The sequence below is a fragment of the Neisseria sp. P0001.S005 genome (genome assembly GCF_051963715.1).
This window is the reverse complement of sequence record NZ_JBQCTZ010000059.1, coordinates 1-18,639: the sequence shown is the minus strand read 5'-3', so window position 1 is coordinate 18,639 and position 18,639 is coordinate 1. Positions and strand designations below refer to the sequence as shown.

The window sequence follows — 18,639 nt, the reverse complement described above, 5'->3', positions numbered from 1 at the left end:
GTCATCAGTCGGTTGCAGGCTTGGACTTCTTCGATGCTCAAGCCGAAAGTCTCGTTGCCGAAAACCAGTGCCACTTTCTCGCCGCGGTTGGCGGCCTGCAGTAGTTCGGGCACCAAATCGCGCGGGGTTTGCAGCGGAGCGGTGATTTCTCGGCGGCGGCTGGTCAGGGCGCAGGCGATGGTGGTGTCGGCAAGGGCTTCGTCCAAAGAGGCGGCAATGGTGGCATTTTCCAAAACGTCTGCCGCGCCGGAAGCGAGGATGAAGCTTTCTTCCGGTAATTTAAACGATTGCGGATGCTCCGGATCGAATACGGGCGGATTTTCCGTCATCGGTGTCGCCATCAGATTGGGGGCGACGATGGTCAGTTTGTGCAGGCCCATTGTTTTCATGGCGCGCGCGGCGGAGCCGATATTGGCGGGATGGCTGGTGCGCGTGAGGATGATGCGGATGTTGTCCAGATAAGCGGGCAGGGCGGGTTTTTCGGAAGTCATGTTTTGTTTTCTGTTTGTACGAGAATCAGGTATAATGCGCCATCTTTTTGTTTTCAGACGGCCTTTTTCCATGCCGTCTGAAATGTTCTTTAACAGCATCGGAAACGATTAACAGCCTCTTGTGTGCCTTGTTCGGCGCATTAGGGCGTATTTTACCTGAATTAGGAAGAAAACCATGAATCCGTTTTTAAATACCGCTTTCAAAGCCGCCCGTAAAGCAGGGCAAATGATGATTCGCGCCGCCGGCAATTTGGATGCCGTCAAAGTAGACAGCAAAGCATTCAACGACTTCGTTTCCGATGTTGACCGCAGCTCCGAGATGATTTTGGTGGAAGCGCTCAAAGAAGCCTATCCGCATCACAAAATCACTTGCGAAGAAGGCGGCTCCCACGGTAAAGCCACTGCCGAGTACGAATGGATTATCGACCCGCTCGACGGCACAACCAACTTTCTCCACGGCCATCCCCAATACGCCATCTCTATGGCACTCCTGCACAAAGGCGTGTTGCAAGAAGCTTTGGTGTACGCACCTGAGCGCAACGACGTATATATGGCTTCCCGCGGCAAAGGCGCGTTGCTCAACGACCGCCGTATCCGCGTTTCCAACCGCATTGAATTGAACCGCTGCCTGATTGGTACCGGCTTCCCTGTTGTCGATCAAAGCATGATGGACAAGTATCTGGCGATTTTGAAAGATTTCTTGGCAAAAACCGCCGGTGGCCGTCGTGAAGGCGCGGCTTCTTTGGATTTGTGTGCCGTTGCGGCCGGCCGTTTGGACGGTTTCTTCGAGTTCAACCTCAAACCTTGGGATATTGCCGCCGGTGCATTGATTGTCCAAGAAGCAGGCGGTATCGTTACCGATATGTCCGGTGATGAAGGCTGGCTGGAAAGCGGCGACATCGTTGCGGCCAATCCTAAAGTATTGGCGCAAATGCTGAAAATTATTTCTGAACACCAATAAACATTTATAGAGAACGGTCTGTATTTATCTTTGCAGGCCATGTTCTCAATAATCGGTAAAAGGCCGTCTGAAACCTGAAATTGGGCTTCAGACGGCCTTTTGTTTTGTTGTTAACGGATTCGGATAAAAGCTGAAAATATGGTTTTAAAAGGAGGCGTTTTTTAATTTTGTCTGTATTTTCTATTGCTTCGCAGTTATGATGTAGATACGTTTGGCTAAAATAATGCCGCATGCAATCATAAAAATAGAAAGCAGAGGAGAATAATGAAACGAGATTTTGAAGCAGTAAAACGCATTGTCATTAAGATTGGAACCAGTTCTTTGGTGTTGCCAAACGGCAAAATCAATTTGGCAAAAATCGACCAACTGGCCTTTGTCATTTCCAGCTTGGTCAGTAAGGGCAAAGAAATTGTGCTGGTGTCTTCCGGCGCGATGGGTTTTGGGCTGAATGTCCTCAACATGGAAAAACGTCCGGTGGAAATGGCGCAGCAGCAGGCTGTTTCAAGCGTCGGCCAAGTGGCCATGATGAGTCTTTATTCGCAGATTTTTTCCCATTATCGAATGACGGTATCGCAAATCCTGCTGACGCGCGATGTGGTCGAATATCCGGAAAGTTTGGCAAACGTTACCAATGCTTTTGAATCCCTGCTTTCCATCGGCGTTATCCCCATTGTCAATGAGAACGATGCGGTCAGCGTGGACGAGATGGACCATACCACCAAATTTGGCGATAACGACCGTTTGTCGGCAGTTGTGGCGAAAATCGTTAAAGCCGATTTGCTGATTATGTTGTCCGATATTGACGGTTTGTTTGATAAAAATCCGGCTGTTCACGCCGATGCCAAGCTACGCAACCATGTTGCCGATATTACCGAAGAAATTATTGCTTCTGCCGGCGGATCGGGCAGTAAGTTTGGTACGGGCGGCATGCTCAGTAAGATTAAGAGCGCGCAGATGATGTTTGAACATCATGGCCAGATGGTGTTGATGAACAGCGCCAATCCGCGCGATATCCTTCAGGTTTTAGATGGCGCGCCTATCGGAACGTGGTTTGCACAAGAGAAATAGGGAGGTTTGATGAGCTATATCGAACAGTTGGGCAAGAGTGCCCAAAAAGCCAGTAAAACGTTAATCAGCTTGGGAAGCGTAGAAAAAAACAATCTACTGCGTCAGGTTGCAAAGGATTTGGTTGAACAGGCTGAGGTGATTTTGGCAGAAAATGCCCGCGATTTGGCCGCTGCAAAAGAAAACGGCATTTCGGACATTATGCTCGACAGGCTGCGCTTGAATCATGAACGCATCAAAGGCATTGCAGAAGGCGTTGGGCAGGTTGCCGATTTACAGGACCCGATTGGGCAGGTTGTCCGCGGCTATACCAATTTGGACGGTTTGAAGATTGTTCAAAAACGCGTGCCTTTGGGCGTGGTTGCCATGATTTTTGAGAGCCGCCCCAATGTTTCGGTCGATGCGTTTTCTCTGGCCTTTAAAACCGGCAATGCCATTATTTTGCGCGGCGGTCGCGATGCTATCCATTCCAATACCGCATTGATTGCCGTCATCAGGCAGACTTTGGTACAAGCGGGAATGGATGCCGATGTGGTGCAGCTGGTCGAAGATACCAGCCATGCCGCTGCCGAGGAATTGATGCAGGAAGTCGATTATATTGATGTACTGATTCCGCGCGGCGGCGCGCGCTTGATTCATACGGTAAAAGAGAAATCGAAAGTTCCCGTCATTGAAACAGGAGTCGGTAATTGCCATATTTATGTGGATGACAGTGCCGATTTGGAGATGGCGGTCGATATCGTCGTGAATGCCAAAACGCAACGTCCGAGCGTGTGCAATGCCGCGGAGTCTTTGGTTGTCCACGAAAAGATAGCGGAAGCGTTTTTGCCCAAACTGGAAGAAGCCGTTGCCAAAGTACATCCGGTAGAATTTAGAGCCGATCAGGAAGCATTGCGTATGTTTAAAAATGCTGTTTTGGCAACCGAGGAAGATTACAGTATCGAGTTTCTTGACTATATTATGTCGGTCAAGACAGTGAAATCGGTGGAAGAAGCCGTCGATTGGATTAACGGCCACACGACGCATCACTCGGAAGCGATTGTGACCCAAAGCATTGCCCATGCCGAGTTTTTCCAAGAAAGCATTGATGCGGCGGCGGTTTATGTCAATGCGTCCACTCGGTTTACCGACGGCTTTGTTTTCGGATTGGGCGCGGAAATCGGTATTTCCACCCAAAAAATGCACGCCCGCGGCCCGATGGGTTTGGAAGCGCTGACTTCGACCAAGTTCTACATCAACGGCAACGGTCAGATCCGACGTTGATAAACGCCCCTCAACTTCATCAATTTGCGTATAATGGCGGGAAATTTGATTTTCCCCGAACAACCGATTTAGTAAAAAGGAACACACCATGTCCTCTATCCACGATCAAATCAAAGAAGTCGTTACCACCCACCGCGTCGTATTGTTCATGAAAGGCACGAAGCAATTCCCGCAATGCGGCTTCTCTTCCCGTGCCGTACAAATCCTGAATGCGGCAGGTTGCACCGACTATGTAACCGTCAACGTATTGGAAAACGATGCCGTACGCCAAGGCATTAAAGAATACAGCGATTGGCCGACCATTCCTCAACTGTACGTTAACGGCGAATTTGTCGGCGGCTCCGACATTTTGATGGAAATGTACGAAGCCGGCGAACTGCAAGAATTGCTGAAAGCTTAATTATCCACAATATTCCGTAATGTAAAATTGTTGACAAAGGCCGTCTGAAACCCTGATTCAGACGGCCTTTCGCACAAAACATACCCTTTCCGCCCTTCGTGAAAAAAAGTATAATTCAGTCCGTCAACGAAACTCGGAAATACAGAAAATGAACGTTACCGTCATCAATCACCCCCTCGTCCGCCACAAACTGACTTTGATGCGCGAGGCAGAATGCAGCACCTACAAATTCCGCACGCTCACTACCGAGCTGGCACGCCTGATGGCATATGAAGCCAGCCGCGACTTTGAAACCGAAAAATACATCATCGACGGTTGGTGTGGCTCCATCGAAGGCGACCGTATCAAAGGCAAAACCTTGACCGTTGTCCCTATTTTGCGTGCAGGCTTGGGTATGCTCGACGGCGTACTCGACCTGATTCCTACCGCTAAAATCAGCGTTGTCGGCTTGCAGCGCGATGAAGAAACGCTGAAACCGGTTTCTTACTTTGAGAAATTCGTTGACAGCATGGCCGAGCGTCCTGCCCTGATTATCGACCCGATGCTGGCGACCGGCGGCTCTATGGTTGCGACCATCAACTTGCTGAAAGCCAAAGGTTGCAGCAATATCAAAGCATTGGTATTGGTTGCCGCTCCGGAAGGCGTGAAAGCCGTCAATGACGCGCATCCTGATGTAACCATCTACACTGCCGCGCTCGACAGCCACTTGAACGAACACGGCTACATCATCCCAGGCTTGGGTGATGCCGGCGATAAGATTTTCGGTACACGTTAATTGAAATGTTTAAGGCCGTCTGAAAAGTGTCAAACATCAACTTTCAGACGGCCTTGTTATATGGTTTGCTTTAAAACCCACATCAGAAAGGACAATCATGAGCTTCCAAGATAATCTGGCCACCATGCCTGCCATCGACCATTTGAGCGGCTTGAATATTCTCGATAAAGAGGGCAATGTGGTTCATCACATTCCCAATGCGCCCGGCAAACAAGGCTCGCTCAAGCTTTACCATGCTTTGGCGCAAGAGTTTGACGGCAAGCTGGACGCAGCGGCGGCAGAACGCGGCTTGGCATGGTTTGCCGAACATGTTGCTGATGCCGAAGCCAATCCGGGTAAGCATCCGAATATTGATTTGCTGTTTAAAGTGAAAGCTGACAATATCAGCCTGACTTTGAAACCATTGGCTGCTTAATGAATACAAAAAAGGCCGTCTGAAAACAATTTTCAGACGGCCTTTTTATATACTTAAAGCTTTAAGCGATAGAAGCTTCAACGAATGCAGTCAGTTGACCTTTAGCCAATGCGCCGACTTTAGTTGCAATGTTTTCGCCGTTTTTGAACACCATCAGGGTAGGGATGCCGCGAACGCCGAATTTGGCAGGAGTGGCTTCATTGTCGTCGATGTTGATTTTAACGACTTTCAGACGGCCTTGGAATTCGGAGGCGATGTCGTCCAAGATTGGGGCAATCATTTTGCAAGGGCCGCACCATGGTGCCCAGAAGTCCAGCAATACAGGTACGTCGGATTTCAAAACGTCTTGTTCGAAGCTGGCATCGCTGGTATGGATAATCAATTCGCTGCTCATGTTATTTCCTTTCAAATCGGGATTAATAAAGATGTTGTTCAGAATAGTGGCAGACAGGGAAAATTTCAAGTGCCGCCACCTGGCAATAGTTTTTTTGAAATGCGTCTATCGTAATCCTTAAAGATTCAGACGGCCTCTTGAACCATGTGGCCGGAGTGGGCAATCAAATGGCACGTATAGTCGCTGCTTGGATTGGCAAACACATTTTCGCATTCGCCTTCTTCAACGATTTTGCCGTCTTTCAACACCATCACGCGGTGGGAAATGGCGCGGATGACGGCGAGGTCGTGGCTGATGATGATGAAGGCGAGGCCGTATTCTTTTTGCAGGCCGCTGAGCAATTCAAGGATTTGTTGTTGCCATTGGACATCAAGCGCGCTGGTTGGTTCGTCCAATACGAGGATTTTCGGGCGGACAATGATGGCGCGGGCGATGGCGAGGCGTTGGCGTTGACCGCCGGAGAAGGCGTGCGGATAGCGTTCGAGTGCATCTTCGGGCAGGCCGACTTGTTTGAGGACTTCTTCGACGCGGCGGCGCATTTCTTCGCGCGGCATTTCAGGTTCGTGTACGCGTAAGGCTTCGGAAACGGTATCGAAGACGTTCATGCGCGGATTGAATGCGCCGAACGGGTCTTGGAACACCATTTGGATTTCTCGGCGCAATTCGTGTCGCCATGGCTCGCCGTTGATGTGCAGGCTGCCTTCGGAGTTGATAAGGTGCATAACGGCTTTTGCCAGCGTGGTTTTGCCGCAGCCACTTTCGCCGATGATGCCCAATGTTTCCCCCGATTTGAGATCGAAAGAAACGGGGTTGAGAATGGTTTTGTCGCGTTTCTTAAACCAGCCGTCTGATTCTTTGATGGAGAAGGCGATTTGTTCGGCCTTAAGGACGGTGGCAGGGTTTTCAGGCAAAGGAGCCACGCGTCGCGTTGTGCCGGCGTTGAGCAACATTTTGGTGTATTCGTGCTGCGGATTGGCAAAGACTTCGGCTGCTTTGCCGGTTTCGAGGATACGGCCGTTGCGCATAACGGCGACATCATCGGCAAAACGGCGTACAAGGTTCAAGTCGTGCGTAATGTAGAGCATGGTCATGCCGTGTTCTTCCTGCAGGCGTGAGAGCAGGTCGAGGATTTGGGCTTGGACGGCAACGTCCAAAGCGGTGGTCGGTTCATCGGCAATCAGGAGCTTGGGCTGGGCTGATACAGCCATGGCAATCATGGCGCGTTGGCGTTGGCCACCGGAAAGTTGGAAAGGGTAGGCCTGGGCTTTTTGCTCGGGCTGGTGGATGCCGGTTTCGTCCAGGAGTTCGATAGCGCGCGCCCATGCCTGTTTTTTATCCAAACCCAAATGCAGGGACAGGACTTCGGCGATTTGTTCGCCGACGCGCATGACGGGGTTGAGGGCGGTCATGGGTTCTTGAAACACCATGCCGATTTCGCGGCCGCGTAGTTTTTGCAGGGCGCGTTCGGGCTGGGTCAGCAGATTGGTTCCGCAATATTTCAGACTGCCTTCAAAGGTAACCATCGGATTCAGGCGCATAATGCCTTGCGACAATACGGTTTTGCCGCTGCCGCTCTCGCCGACCAATGCCAGTTTGCGGCCGGGTTGCAAGGTCAGGTTGATATCGTGCAGGACTTGCTTGCTCGGAAAGGAGCCGTTTAGGTTTTCGATTTCGAGTATAGGTGTCGTCATGGTCGTGGCCGTCTGAAAAGTTTGTTGATGACAGGTTTTCAGACGGCCTGCATGAATCAAGGGGCCGTCTGAAACAGCGGTTTAGTCTTGAAACTGTTCTTTGAGTTTGCGTTTTAACACTTTGCCGGTGGCATTGCGCGGCAGCTCGTCTTGGAAGATGACTTGTTTGGGGATTTTAAAGTTTGCCAACAGGCCGCGCAGGTGGTTGCGGACTTCGGCTTCTTCCAGTTTCATGCCTTCTTTGAGTTGGATAAAGGCAATGATTTCTTCATCGGCGTATTGGTCCTTCACGCCGATTACGGCGGCGGCTTCCACAGCTTCGAGTTTGTAAATGGCTTCTTCGATTTCGCGCGGATAGACGTTTTGGCCTTTGGAGATAATCAGGTCTTTTTTGCGGTCGACGATGAAGATAAAGCCGTCTTCGTCTATGGTGACGAAGTCGCCGGTTTTTAGCCAACCGTTGACAATGGTTTCATCTGTGGCGTCAGGCATGTTGAGGTAGCCTTGCATCACTGAGCCGCCTTTGATGATGAGTTCGCCCACTTCGCCGCGCGGCACTTCGATTAATTCGTCATCGACGGCTTTCACGGTCAAGCCGGGCAGGGCAACACCGACGCTGGCGGTTTTTTGGCGTTCGGGCGTATTGACGGCAACAACGGGCGAGCATTCGCTCAAGCCGTAGCCTTCCAACAATTTGGCACGCGGGAATTTGGCTTTGAAGTCGTCAATGGTTTGTTCGGCCAGAGGCGCGCCGCCGCTGATAAACAGGCGGACGCGGTTGAACCATCTGAAATACCAAGGGATTTTGGCTTTGCTCATGGCAGTGTAAATAGCCGGTACGCCGAGGAAAATGGTAGCGCGTTTGAGCAAAACCTGTTTCAACACGTTGGAGAACGGGAAGACGGATTTGACCAAAATAATCGAGCAGGCTTGATATATCGGCAGCAAAACCATGGCAGTCAGCGTAAAGCTGTGGAACATGGGCAAGAAGACGACGAAGCGGTCTTTTTGCGAAATTTGGAAAATTTGTTCGATGCCCGAAAGGTTGGAAAACAGGTTGCTATAACTGATTAATGCGCCTTTGGGGTGGCCGGTTGTGCCGGAGGTGTAGATAATGTGCGCCAAATCGTCGGCTGACGGCTGACGGCTCAGATTCGGCTTGCCGGGGAATGTACGCGCGGCATCGAAATAGCTGTCATCACCACTGTCGGCTTTGGTTTCGCCAATCCAGATGATTTTATTGACTTTGGTTTTGGCTTTGATGTTTTTGAGTTCTTTGGCCAACGGCGCAGAGGCGAACATAAAGCGTGCGCCGCAGTCATTAAGGATGTAGGAAAATTCTTCGCTTTTCAAAAAGACATTGAGTGGGACGGCTACCGCACCGATGGAAGTAATGGCGAAATAGGCGGCAATAAATTCGGGGGAGTTGGAAACGACAAGGGCGACCCTGTCGCCATATTGTACGCCTTGGTGTTGCAAATAGGCGGCGACGGTTTCTACTTCGCGTTTGAGGGAGGAATAGCTGATTTTTTCTTTGTCGTTGAAAATGACCGTGCCTTTACCGTTTTTTTGGCAGGCTGCAGTCAGCATAGCGTAAAAATTAGGGTGGGTGTGCATTTCGGAGTTTGTGTCCATATTGTGTCGATTGATGTACGGTTTCGATGAACCGTTTATTTCGAAGGGTAGGTTTTACATCCTATCGGTAAAATAAGCAAGAGGCCGTCTGAAAATACTTTCAGACGGCCTTGCGCTTTACTGGGCTTAGGAAAGCAATATTTTGAATTTAAACTTACTTATTGTGTTGATGGGAAAATTCCCATTCTTTAAAAGTCTGCCGTTCGGAAGATAGCGCAAGCCGATTGCGTTTCTGTCTCAAGCCATTTCGAGTTTACTGCTGTATTTGAGGCAGAATCCGGATGACGGATTGGCAGAGCCGATGATAGAAGCTTTAGGCTTAACCGTTGTTCAGACGGCCATCAGGTACTTTGTTAAACAGGCGATAGAAATTGTCGCTGGTGTTTTGTGCCAATGTTTCCAAGCTCTCGCCGCGCAGATTAGCTAAGAACTCGGCCGTATAGCGGACGTAGGAAGGCTCGTTTTGTTTGCCGCGTTTGGGAACCGGCGCGAGGAAAGGTGCATCGGTTTCTACCAAGATTCTATCGGCAGGGACGTATTTGGCGGCTTCTTGTATCAGCGGCGCGTTTTTAAACGTCACAATGCCGGAGAAGGAGATGTACATGCCTAAATCCAAAGCGGCTTTGGCAAAGGCGACGTCTTCAGAGAAGCAGTGAATCACGCCGGAGTTGGTGTGGCATTCTTTTAAAATCCGCAACGTGTCTTCGGCAGCATCGCGCGTGTGAACGATAACGGGCAGGCCGCTTTCGTTGGCAGCTTGGATATGGTCGGCAAAGCGTTGATGTTGCCATGACAAATCGCCTTTGCACCAGTAATAGTCCAAACCTGTTTCGCCGATACCGACGATTTTCGGATGCTTGGCCGCTTCTACCATTTCGGCAATGGTAAATTCTTCCGCTTCTTGGCTGTCGGGATGTATGCCGATGGTGCAGTAGATGTGGTCGTTTGCTTGAGCAATGTCGAATACTTCGGCAAAACTTTGTTTACTGACGCTGATGGCAAGCGCTTGCTTGACGCTTTGCGCTTCCATATTGGCAAAGACTTCGGGCAAGCGGTCTTTTAAGCCGTCAAAGTTGAGATGGCAATGTGAATCGATTAAATACATGGTATTACAGGGTAAAAGTAGTGCGGTCGCTGCGCAGGCGCGGGCCAAGCTCGGCTTCGATCAGGTTTTTGGCCTGCAGGCAGCTTTCGTGTTCGGAGAATGCAAGGCCTACGCCTTTGGGGCGGTGGGCTGAAGTGCGAGCCGGATTGATCCAAACGACTTTGGTGGGCAGGAAGCGTTTGGGGTAGTCGGCGATTTCTACGGCCAAGAGGATGTCTTCACCTAGGGAGAGTACGTCATCGGTCGGTACGAACAGACCGCCGTGTTCTAAAAACGGCATATAGCAGTTGTACAGCAGATTTGGGTCTTTGAGTTGCAAGACCAACATCTTCGCCGGAATGTCTTTTTTATTCATCATTTATTACCTGTTAGGGTTTGTTTTGCCAAAAATCTAAATATTCGATAAGCAGATACTCAAGCTGCATTTTAACACTCAAGGTATGGTATCCGTAAGGGTTGAGCGCGTTCAGACGGCCCAATAGGGCAAACAGCTTGCGTGAATCGGTTTTAGAGGCCGTCTGAAGCAGGGCTTGGGCATGGTGCGGATAATAAAGCGGTGCCATGCTTTGTTGTGCCAAGCCGACATCCATCAGCCACTTTTGCAGCCAGTCGATGAAAACGGCCAGTGGTTGCTTTTGTTTGTCGAACGCGGCGGCGTAGTCGAGTATGGCCAACAGGCGCGGGGCAGCCAGCAGCGTTAGCAACTCTTCGCGTAATGCGTCCAATTCGGGAGTCGGCGTGAATAAAGGCGCGCCGCTGTGGAATGCCAACAAGGCTTCGGCATTTTCCACACCCTGTTGGCGCAAGTATGTCGCAGCCTGCTCATGGGTAGGCGAGGGCAGCACCATCTGGCGGCAACGGCTTTTGATGGTGGGCAGGAGTTTGTCGCGCGCATGGGTAACGAGCAGGAAAACGACGTGTTGCGGCGGCTCTTCCAGAGCTTTCAACAAACCGTTTGCCGCCTGTGTATTCATGCTTTCAGCCGGATGCACCAATACTACGCGCAGGCCGCCGCGGACAGCGGTCAGGTAAATGTTTTCCACAATATCGCGCACGGCATCAATTTTGATTTGTAGGAGTTTGCGTCCCGTTGCCTCGCCTTCGGGAATTTCCGGCGTGAGTTCGTAAAAGTCGGGATGGGTGTTTTGGCTGAACAAATGGCACGAAGCACACTCGCCGCAGGGTTCATGACCGGACTTGGGCGATTCGCACAGCAATGCCTGCGCGACAAAGCGGGCAAACTCGGTTTTACCGGTATTTTCTTTGCCGGTAAACAGCCAGGCGTTAGGACGGTTTTGCCAATGGGCGGCGAGCTGTTGCCATTGGGTTTCATGCCATGGATAAATCATATCGTTTGGGAACTATAAGGTAGGTGGTTATTATACTCTCAGGCCGTCTGAAAAAGGTTTCAGACGGCCTTTAATAAACTGCCTAAAAACTAATCAAATATCTTTTTAATTTGAAATATCAATCATTAAGCTTACTTATTCACAGCCTTTGCACACGCTTGTTTGGGGAAAATGTGCATTTTGTTTGGCGGCAAAGTAGTGCTTAAAATTTAGGCAGTCCCGTTTTTTAATTTTAAATCAGACAGTAATCTGATTTATGCACAAGCTGTCCACGCGATTGAATAGTGAAAATGTGCATGGTGGGGATACTTTTCAGACGGCCTTATTTGTTGATTTTCAACGAAGCGGTCAAATCTCCGATAAATTTTGGTTCCCGTTTGATGAGGTAAATAATCAACGGAAGATTACCCACGGCAACAATTAAATACAGCAACGTAATACTGTCGAACAACATCAGCAAAACCGCGCTCAAAATGGCGGCTGACACCATAAACACGCCGTTGATAATGTTGTTGGCAGCGACGGCGTGGGCGCGGAAGGTTTCGCTGCTGGCGGTTTGGAGCCAAGTGTAAAGCGGTACGGAGAAGAAACCGCCGAAAAAGCCGATGGCAGACATCACGAGCATAATCGGATACGCTTGGGCTTGCGATAAAAACCAGATGATGCCGTTTAATTCGGTAAAGCGTTGGCCATGGGTCAGCCACACCAGCAATAATCCACAGACGGTCAGACCCAGAGTGCCGATGGTAACCAAGCCCAAAATCAGGCGCTCATGGCTGAGTTTGGCGCATAACACCGAGCCGATGGCAATGCCGATGGAGAACAGCGCCAACATCAGGTTGAACACATTATCGTTGCCGCCCAAATGGATTTGCGTGAACGTCGGCAGTTGGGTGGTATAAACCGAGCCGATAAACCAAAACCATGAAATACCGATAATGGAAGTAAATACGGGACGGTCGGCCGCCGCTTCACGAATCAGTGAATTCGTGCCTTTGATGATATTCCATTCGATTTTTGTATCCGGCATTTTAGCGGGGACAGACGGCATAAACAGGCTGGTCATCGTGCCGCCGACGGCGACCAATAACACCAAACCGCCAACAATATACGGTGGAACGCCTGCGACTGCCGTGCCCAAAAGTTGGCCAAGCAAAATGGCGATAAACGTACCCGATTCAATCAGGCTGTTGCCCATAATCAGCTCTTTGTCGTTGAGGTAATCGGGCAAAATCGCGTATTTCAGCGGGCCGAACAAGGTCGATTGTGTGCCCATGCAAAACAGGCAGATTAAAAGCAAAGGCGCGGATTGGATGTAGAAGCCATACGCCGCCACTGCCATGATGATGATTTCCAACAGCTTGATCCAACGTGCTAAAACTGCTTTATCGAATTTGTTGCTCAGCTGCCCAGAGAGCGCGGAAAACAGGAAGTAGGGCAGGATAAACAGCATTGCGCCCAAGTTCAGCATTTGGCTGGGCGGCAGCAAGTCGTTTTTGCCCAAACCGTAAAAACTGATCATCACGAATAATGCGGTTTTGAACATATTATCGTTAAACGCGCCCAAAAACTGCGTCCCAAAGAGCGGCGCAAAACGGCGGGTCGTGTGGAAATTCAGATTATCTTTTTTAAGGCTCATTGTTTGGATTCTTTATCTTCATCTTTTTCGATCAGTTTTTCAGTGGAGTCGTCGTCCATCAAAATGCGGTGCGCAGGGCCTTCAAGGTCGTCAAACTGTCCGTTTTTACCCGACCACCAGAAAAACCAGCCGATGATAAAGGCCAAAATAATGCTGATGGGGACAAGGATAAACATACTTTCCATTACATCGCTCCGGTCAAATCGGTCAGGATAAAGGTTTTGCCGCTGATGGTCAGGTATTCGTTGCGCAACGCACCGATATTTTTATCGTCAAAAAACAATTCGATACGGTCTTTAACCACGCGCCAGTATTGCGGGATATCGGTTTGCTCAAAAGGAGACAATACTGCCGCTTCGGCTGCATCTTCGCTTTGCAACTTGATTGCGAAGCGTCCGCTTTGCGGCGGATTTTGTGATTCATCGTCTGCCAACATAATAAAAAATCCGGCGTGTTCGCCGTCTTGAGTGTGGATACTGAAATAATGCATATCGGGAAATCTTCAAAACCGCCGTCATTTTTTTCAGACGGCCTAAAATAAAATTCCGTCCATTTTACATCAAATATTAAGTCAAGCAGCCGATTACATTTTTTGTTACAATACGGCGTTTACTTTGTTAATCTGTTCAGACCGCTACCCACTACGTCCCACAAGGGGTGCAACATAGCCGGAGCAGCAGTAAGGTCCCGACAAAAATGCCGTCTGAAACCTCAAGGAGCATAAAATGACACAAAAATTAATCTTGGTTTTGAACTGCGGCAGCTCTTCCCTCAAAGGTGCCGTATTGGATAACGACAGCGGCGAAGTATTGCTGAGCTGCCTTGCCGAAAAACTCAATCTGCCCGATGCCTACATCACCTTCAAATTCAACGGCGAAAAACACAAAGTCGACCTGTCTGCCAAGCCCGACCACACCGGCGCAGTTGAAGCCCTGATGGAAGAACTCAAAGCCCACGGCCTCGACAGCCGCATCGGTGCGATCGGCCACCGTGTGGTAAGCGGCGGCGAATTGTACAGCGAATCCATTTTGGTTACCGACGATGTTATCGCTGGTATCGAAAAATGTATTCCACTTGCTCCTTTACACAACCCGGCTCACCTTTTGGGCCTGCGCGCTGCACAAAGCATCTTCAAAGGCCTACCGAACGTTGTCGTATTCGACACCGCATTCCATCAAACCATGCCTGAACACGCTTACAAATATGCTGTTCCACATGAATTGTATGAAAAATACGGCTTGCGCCGCTACGGTGCGCACGGTACCAGCTACCGCTTCGTTTCTGACGAAACTGCACGCTTCCTCGGCAAAGACAAAAAAGACCTGCGCATGGTGATTGCCCACTTGGGTAACGGCGCATCTATTACCGCCGTCGCCAATGGCGAATCACGCGATACCAGCATGGGCCTAACCCCGCTGGAAGGTTTGGTAATGGGTACCCGCAGCGGCGACATCGATCCTGCAGTGTTCAGCTTCTTGGCTGAAAATGCCAACATGACCATTTCCCAAATCACCGACATGCTGAACAAAAAATCCGGCCTGCTCGGTATCTCCGGTTTGTCCAACGACTGCCGTACCATCGAAGAAGAAGCTGCCAAAGGTCATCCGGGTGCCAAACTGGCTCTGGAAATGTTCATCTACCGCTTGGCTAAATACATTGGCAGCATGGCAGTAGCAGCCGGCGGTTTGGACGCCTTGGTATTTACCGGCGGCATCGGCGAAAACTCCGACATCATCCGCGAACGCGTATTGGGCTACTTGGGCTTCCTCGGTCTGCACATCGACCAAGAAGCCAACCTGAAAGCCCGCTTCGGTAACGCCGGTGTAATTACTACTGCCGACAGCAAAGCTGTTGCCGTTGTGATTCCTACCAACGAAGAATTGATGATTGCACACGATACAGCCCGTCTGAGCGGCCTGTAATCCGTCATTATTAAAACCTGCCCGAAAGGGCAGGTTTTTTGTTGTGTATAGATGAAGAAAATTTTGAGAATATATTGAAAAAAGCCGGCAAACATTGTGTTTACCGGCTTTTTAATCAGTGCAATATTAAGAATGCAGATAGATAGGTTTAGAACTTATAACTGATGGTAAACAGTAAAGTCCTGCCTCGTGCGTAGTTGTTCAAGACGGAGCGTGTCGTACCGCCATATTTGCCATTGCATAAACCGTTGGCATCGCATTCGACTTCTTCGTCATCTAAACCGCCTTTTCTTTCAAATACGCTGAAATAGCGTTGAGTTGCGGCATCGTTTGCGGCATCCAAAGGATCGACATAGCGTTTATTGAACGCATTTTGAATGTCGAAACGAAGGATAAGGTTTTTCTTCGGTTCATAATTGGCATAGAAATCAAAAATCATCGGCTGTCTGTTGATGCTTTCTGTTTTTTTGATCACCCTTCTGCCCATTTGATGTGAAGAGTAGGTATTGGCACCGGTTGTACCGTCAACAAATTCTTCCTCAGTCGTCGCCCGTGTACTTTTGCCGTAATAGCGCATAATGCCGCCGACGGTCAATTTGTTGCCCAACCATCGGGATCCTAATTCAAACCGACCGTAATCTCGGGGCAGGCGGGAAATTTTGCTTAAGCCGTAGCCCTGTTTAATTTGGTCTTCTTTAGAAGAGTTGCGGGGCGATTCGCTGGCATCGCTATAATTGGTCGGCTGGTTGGTTTTTTGATATGCGTAAGACAGGGTTGTAAAAAAGCGGCCGAAATCATAGTTCATTTCCACTTCCAAACCGTTTTTATGAACAGGTTTGGCGTAGTTTCGATGCTGGATAGAGTATTGCAGGCCGGTACTGGTTACCCAGCTGGGTGCTTGATCCAAATCCCACCATTTGCCATAAACATTGTGAATATAGTTGTTTATCCTGCTGCGATAGGCGACCAGTTTGAAACCCAATACATCGTCCGGCTTGAAAATCCCTTTTTTGAAGGTATTGAAGCCTATTTGGTAAGTATTGGCCTGTTCCGGCTTGAGGGCTGTATTGACGCCTGAGTCGCCGATTTGTGAAAAATACATTTCTTGAATATTCGGCATTCTATGCGTACGAGAATAGCTGATAAACGGCATAAAGTAGTCATTGACATTGATGTTTAATGCCACCGAATGGTTTACCGCATGCTTTTTACCAGATTTGGTATAAACCGGTTCGTAAAGGTCGCAGCTTGGCGTGCAATGCTGTTTATAAATTTCAGAATCTTCTCCAAATGCTTTTTTAAAGTCTTCTTGGGTATTGAAGTAGTCGGTATATTCGCCTTTGTAGCGGTAGTTGACCATATTGGCACTGTAATTCAATTGATAAATGCCTTTTTTCAAGGAAGTATCAAAATAGAACGTATTGAATTTTTGCTGGCCTGAAGGTTGCAATATGGTTGATTTCTGAGGAAATATTCCTTTGTCGCCTTTAAAGCGGCCTAAAAAGCTGTACAGGCCGGCATCTTGATCCGGGCCGTCGTAAAACAGGCTCAGCTCTTCCGGAAAGCGGTTTTTACTGTATTGGTTTTTAAAGAAATTGAAACCCACAGTGGCTTTTAAATCTGTTTTTTGAGGAAGTTTGAAAGAAAAGCCGTTGTTGATATCCAAAAGATTGGCTGTATTTTTGGTTTCCAAATAATCAAGCAGTCCCCATCCTGAAAAACGTGAGTTTTTCGGATATTTTTGTTTTCCCAAATTATGGGCAGCCAATACGTTTAAATCGACATAATCGCCAATGTTTAAGTTGTAATTGGCTTGATAGTTGCGGTTTTCTACTTTGCGGCTGCCGATACGGTTGTTCATGGTACGAAGCTGAAGATCCAACTTGTTGTTGTCGTTTTCGTATTCCACTTTGACCAAATGGCTGTTTGAGCGTTGTTGCAGGCTGGTCGGGTCGATTGGAGTTAGGTCCCATTGCGGTGCCAAATTTTCTTTCCAGCTTCTTTCCAAATCATCGACATAATCTCTTTGCAAAACTTCAGGATCGTTATATTTTTTGGAGAAAGGGTAGTCCCAATAGCTTTTACCGACTGCGTTGCGCTTGGAAAAGTCGCGAACCCAACGATTTTGCCCTTGGTCGAATTTCAATAAGTTGCTTTCAAAATATTCTTGTTTTTTACGGTCCAAATATTCTTCGCCAAAATTACCGATACGCTGACCGCCGCCGCCTACTTTATAGTTTTGCTCAACATTACGGTGGCTGTAACCATATAAGGCACCAAGGCGCGCACCGCTGTCAAACCATTTTTGTACTGCTCCGGTTGCCATAAAGTTGCTTTTGGTGCTGTTTGTGCCGGTCAATCCTTTGGTCAAGAGGCCGAAGGTATTGTTTCCGTGTACCACATCGTCTACCCGTAAAGTACGGAAATTGGCTGTACCGGATAAGGCATTGATGCCGTTGGCACCTGTGAAACTGCCTTTGGTTACATCCACACCGGCAATAAAATTGGGATCTAGTGCCGTACCGAATTGCGAAGAGCTGCCGCTGCGTCCGGCATCGGCAGAAGTGGAATAGAAGGTTTGGGTGACGCCGTCAACCATCGTATTGACGCGTCCCAAACCGCTATCGCCACGAATATTGACCGCCAATACCCCCGATCCCTTGTCTTGTTGGGTAAAAACGCCGGGCATGCTCCGAACGATGGTATCAATGTTTTCGCTGGATTGATAAACGCGTTCACGCGAACTTTTGGCTTGGCCTTCGGTAAAAACTTTTTTCTCTTTGGCAATGTGTCTGCCTTTGACTTGAATTTCATCAAGCTCTTGAGTTGAAACCTCGTCTTCTGCGTGTGCGATACTTGTTATAGCCAGTAAAGATAATGTTAGTAGATTTAATTTGAAATTCGGATTCATGATAGTTACCTCAGAAACGAAGTCGCTACTTTATAACATATTATTAAACTTTACAAATATTTTAATAATGGTTTTTATTTGTTAAAAAATAAAGCAGATTCTTGTTTCAGAAGATAACCCACCTGCATATGATTAATCAGGCTGAAAAGATAAAGCAGGTCTGAATTTGAATTTGGTTGATCGAGAAGAAGGGAGATTTAATTGAATTTAAACAGCCGGAAGAAGAAAATTTGATTGCGATATGTGAATTGAGCCGTCGGTTTCAAATGAAGTCCAAAAAACATGAAATGCAAAATATAAAGTCGATATAGAAAGGTTTGAAGTCAGTTGAAGAAAAGGCCGTCTGAAAATGATATTTCAGACGGCCTTTATTGTTTTAAGCCTTATTCCGGACCGCGGAATGTGTCGTGGCAGGATTTACAGGTTGCACCGGTTTCGCCGTAAGCGGCTTTGATTTCTTCCAGTTTGCCGGTTTGGGCAGCGGCGTTAAGTTTCTCAACAGCAGCGACGAATTTTTCTTCTTCGGCTTTGAAGGTTGCCGTGTCCGTCCAGATGGCAGGCAGGGCGCGGCCGTTGCCTTGAGGGTCGGATTCAAACAGGGTGAACGGTTTTTTGCTGTTTTC

General features: G+C 48.7%; 19 protein-coding genes. 7 read left to right on the top strand and 12 right to left on the bottom strand.

Annotated elements, in window-relative coordinates; genetic code table 11:
• The coding region (locus ACTHSP_RS09350) for an RNA methyltransferase (RefSeq protein WP_440346009.1) at nucleotides 1-491 on the bottom strand (491 nt) is incomplete at its 3' end.
• Nucleotides 492-666: 175 nt separating this feature from the next.
• On the opposite strand from ACTHSP_RS09350, the gene ACTHSP_RS09345 reads away from it, so the two are divergent.
• The 6 genes from ACTHSP_RS09345 to ACTHSP_RS09320 all read left to right on the top strand — a co-directional run bounded on the left by ACTHSP_RS09345 (nucleotide 667) and on the right by ACTHSP_RS09320 (nucleotide 5,370).
• Nucleotides 667-1,452, top strand: a complete 786-nt coding sequence (locus tag ACTHSP_RS09345) for an inositol monophosphatase family protein (RefSeq protein ID WP_003681056.1) — start codon at nucleotides 667-669, stop codon at nucleotides 1,450-1,452.
• Nucleotides 1,453-1,716: 264 nt separating this feature from the next.
• On the top strand, nucleotides 1,717-2,520 hold the full coding sequence (gene proB, locus ACTHSP_RS09340) for a glutamate 5-kinase (protein WP_049351184.1): 804 nt from the start codon (nucleotides 1,717-1,719) through the stop codon (nucleotides 2,518-2,520).
• A gap of 9 nt (nucleotides 2,521-2,529) precedes the next feature.
• Complete coding sequence (locus ACTHSP_RS09335) at nucleotides 2,530-3,780, top strand: glutamate-5-semialdehyde dehydrogenase (RefSeq protein ID WP_049351185.1); 1,251 nt, start codon at nucleotides 2,530-2,532, stop codon at nucleotides 3,778-3,780.
• Nucleotides 3,781-3,868: 88 nt separating this feature from the next.
• On the top strand, nucleotides 3,869-4,180 hold the full coding sequence (gene grxD / locus ACTHSP_RS09330) for a Grx4 family monothiol glutaredoxin (protein ID WP_003681608.1): 312 nt from the start codon (nucleotides 3,869-3,871) through the stop codon (nucleotides 4,178-4,180).
• A gap of 148 nt (nucleotides 4,181-4,328) precedes the next feature.
• Nucleotides 4,329-4,955, top strand: a complete 627-nt coding sequence (upp, locus tag ACTHSP_RS09325) for a uracil phosphoribosyltransferase (protein WP_049351186.1) — start codon at nucleotides 4,329-4,331, stop codon at nucleotides 4,953-4,955.
• A gap of 97 nt (nucleotides 4,956-5,052) precedes the next feature.
• The gene (locus ACTHSP_RS09320; protein WP_049351187.1) at nucleotides 5,053-5,370 is read left to right on the top strand and encodes a DUF2322 family protein; all 318 of its coding nucleotides are present in this window, start codon (nucleotides 5,053-5,055) and stop codon (nucleotides 5,368-5,370) included.
• Between the two features lie 61 nt (nucleotides 5,371-5,431).
• Here ACTHSP_RS09320 and trxA read toward each other — a convergent pair whose 3' ends face one another.
• The 9 genes from trxA to ACTHSP_RS09275 all read right to left on the bottom strand — a co-directional run bounded on the left by trxA (nucleotide 5,432) and on the right by ACTHSP_RS09275 (nucleotide 13,673).
• Nucleotides 5,432-5,764: a thioredoxin TrxA gene (gene trxA, locus ACTHSP_RS09315; protein WP_049351188.1), complete on the bottom strand. Its 333-nt coding sequence runs from the start codon at nucleotides 5,762-5,764 to the stop codon at nucleotides 5,432-5,434.
• Nucleotides 5,765-5,889: 125 nt separating this feature from the next.
• Nucleotides 5,890-7,455: an ABC transporter ATP-binding protein gene (locus ACTHSP_RS09310; RefSeq protein ID WP_049351189.1), complete on the bottom strand. Its 1,566-nt coding sequence runs from the start codon at nucleotides 7,453-7,455 to the stop codon at nucleotides 5,890-5,892.
• Between the two features lie 81 nt (nucleotides 7,456-7,536).
• Nucleotides 7,537-9,090, bottom strand: coding sequence for a fatty acid--CoA ligase (locus ACTHSP_RS09305; RefSeq protein ID WP_440346008.1), 1,554 nt, complete (start codon nucleotides 9,088-9,090; stop codon nucleotides 7,537-7,539).
• Between the two features lie 319 nt (nucleotides 9,091-9,409).
• On the bottom strand, nucleotides 9,410-10,195 hold the full coding sequence (locus ACTHSP_RS09300) for a TatD family hydrolase (RefSeq protein WP_003682946.1): 786 nt from the start codon (nucleotides 10,193-10,195) through the stop codon (nucleotides 9,410-9,412).
• Nucleotides 10,196-10,199: 4 nt separating this feature from the next.
• Complete coding sequence (locus ACTHSP_RS09295; RefSeq protein WP_049351191.1) at nucleotides 10,200-10,553, bottom strand: PilZ domain-containing protein; 354 nt, start codon at nucleotides 10,551-10,553, stop codon at nucleotides 10,200-10,202.
• 10 nt (nucleotides 10,554-10,563) lie between these two features.
• Entirely contained in the window at nucleotides 10,564-11,544 is a 981-nt protein-coding gene (locus ACTHSP_RS09290; protein ID WP_371464613.1) for a DNA polymerase III subunit delta', read from the bottom strand.
• 322 nt (nucleotides 11,545-11,866) lie between these two features.
• Nucleotides 11,867-13,183 (bottom strand): MFS transporter, encoded by a 1,317-nt coding sequence (locus tag ACTHSP_RS09285; RefSeq protein ID WP_440346007.1) that lies wholly within the window; start codon nucleotides 13,181-13,183, stop codon nucleotides 11,867-11,869.
• A complete protein-coding gene (gene ccoS / locus ACTHSP_RS09280; RefSeq protein WP_003681462.1) occupies nucleotides 13,180-13,368 on the bottom strand; it encodes a cbb3-type cytochrome oxidase assembly protein CcoS in 189 nt (62 codons plus the stop codon). The genes ACTHSP_RS09285 and ccoS overlap by 4 nt, the downstream gene beginning before the upstream one ends.
• Complete coding sequence (locus ACTHSP_RS09275) at nucleotides 13,368-13,673, bottom strand: HLGFF motif protein (protein WP_003681461.1); 306 nt, start codon at nucleotides 13,671-13,673, stop codon at nucleotides 13,368-13,370. The genes ccoS and ACTHSP_RS09275 overlap by 1 nt, the downstream gene beginning before the upstream one ends.
• Nucleotides 13,674-13,908: 235 nt before the next feature.
• Here ACTHSP_RS09275 and ACTHSP_RS09270 point away from each other — a divergent pair, with 235 nt between their 5' ends.
• Nucleotides 13,909-15,105: an acetate kinase gene (locus tag ACTHSP_RS09270; RefSeq protein WP_049351194.1), complete on the top strand. Its 1,197-nt coding sequence runs from the start codon at nucleotides 13,909-13,911 to the stop codon at nucleotides 15,103-15,105.
• A 148-nt stretch (nucleotides 15,106-15,253) separates the two neighbouring features.
• On the opposite strand, the gene ACTHSP_RS09265 is transcribed toward ACTHSP_RS09270, so the two are convergent.
• Nucleotides 15,254-18,016 (bottom strand): TonB-dependent receptor domain-containing protein, encoded by a 2,763-nt coding sequence (locus tag ACTHSP_RS09265; protein WP_049351195.1) that lies wholly within the window; start codon nucleotides 18,014-18,016, stop codon nucleotides 15,254-15,256.
• A gap of 383 nt (nucleotides 18,017-18,399) precedes the next feature.
• A partial coding sequence (locus tag ACTHSP_RS09260; protein WP_440346006.1) for a c-type cytochrome occupies nucleotides 18,400-18,639 on the bottom strand: 240 nt, incomplete at its 5' end.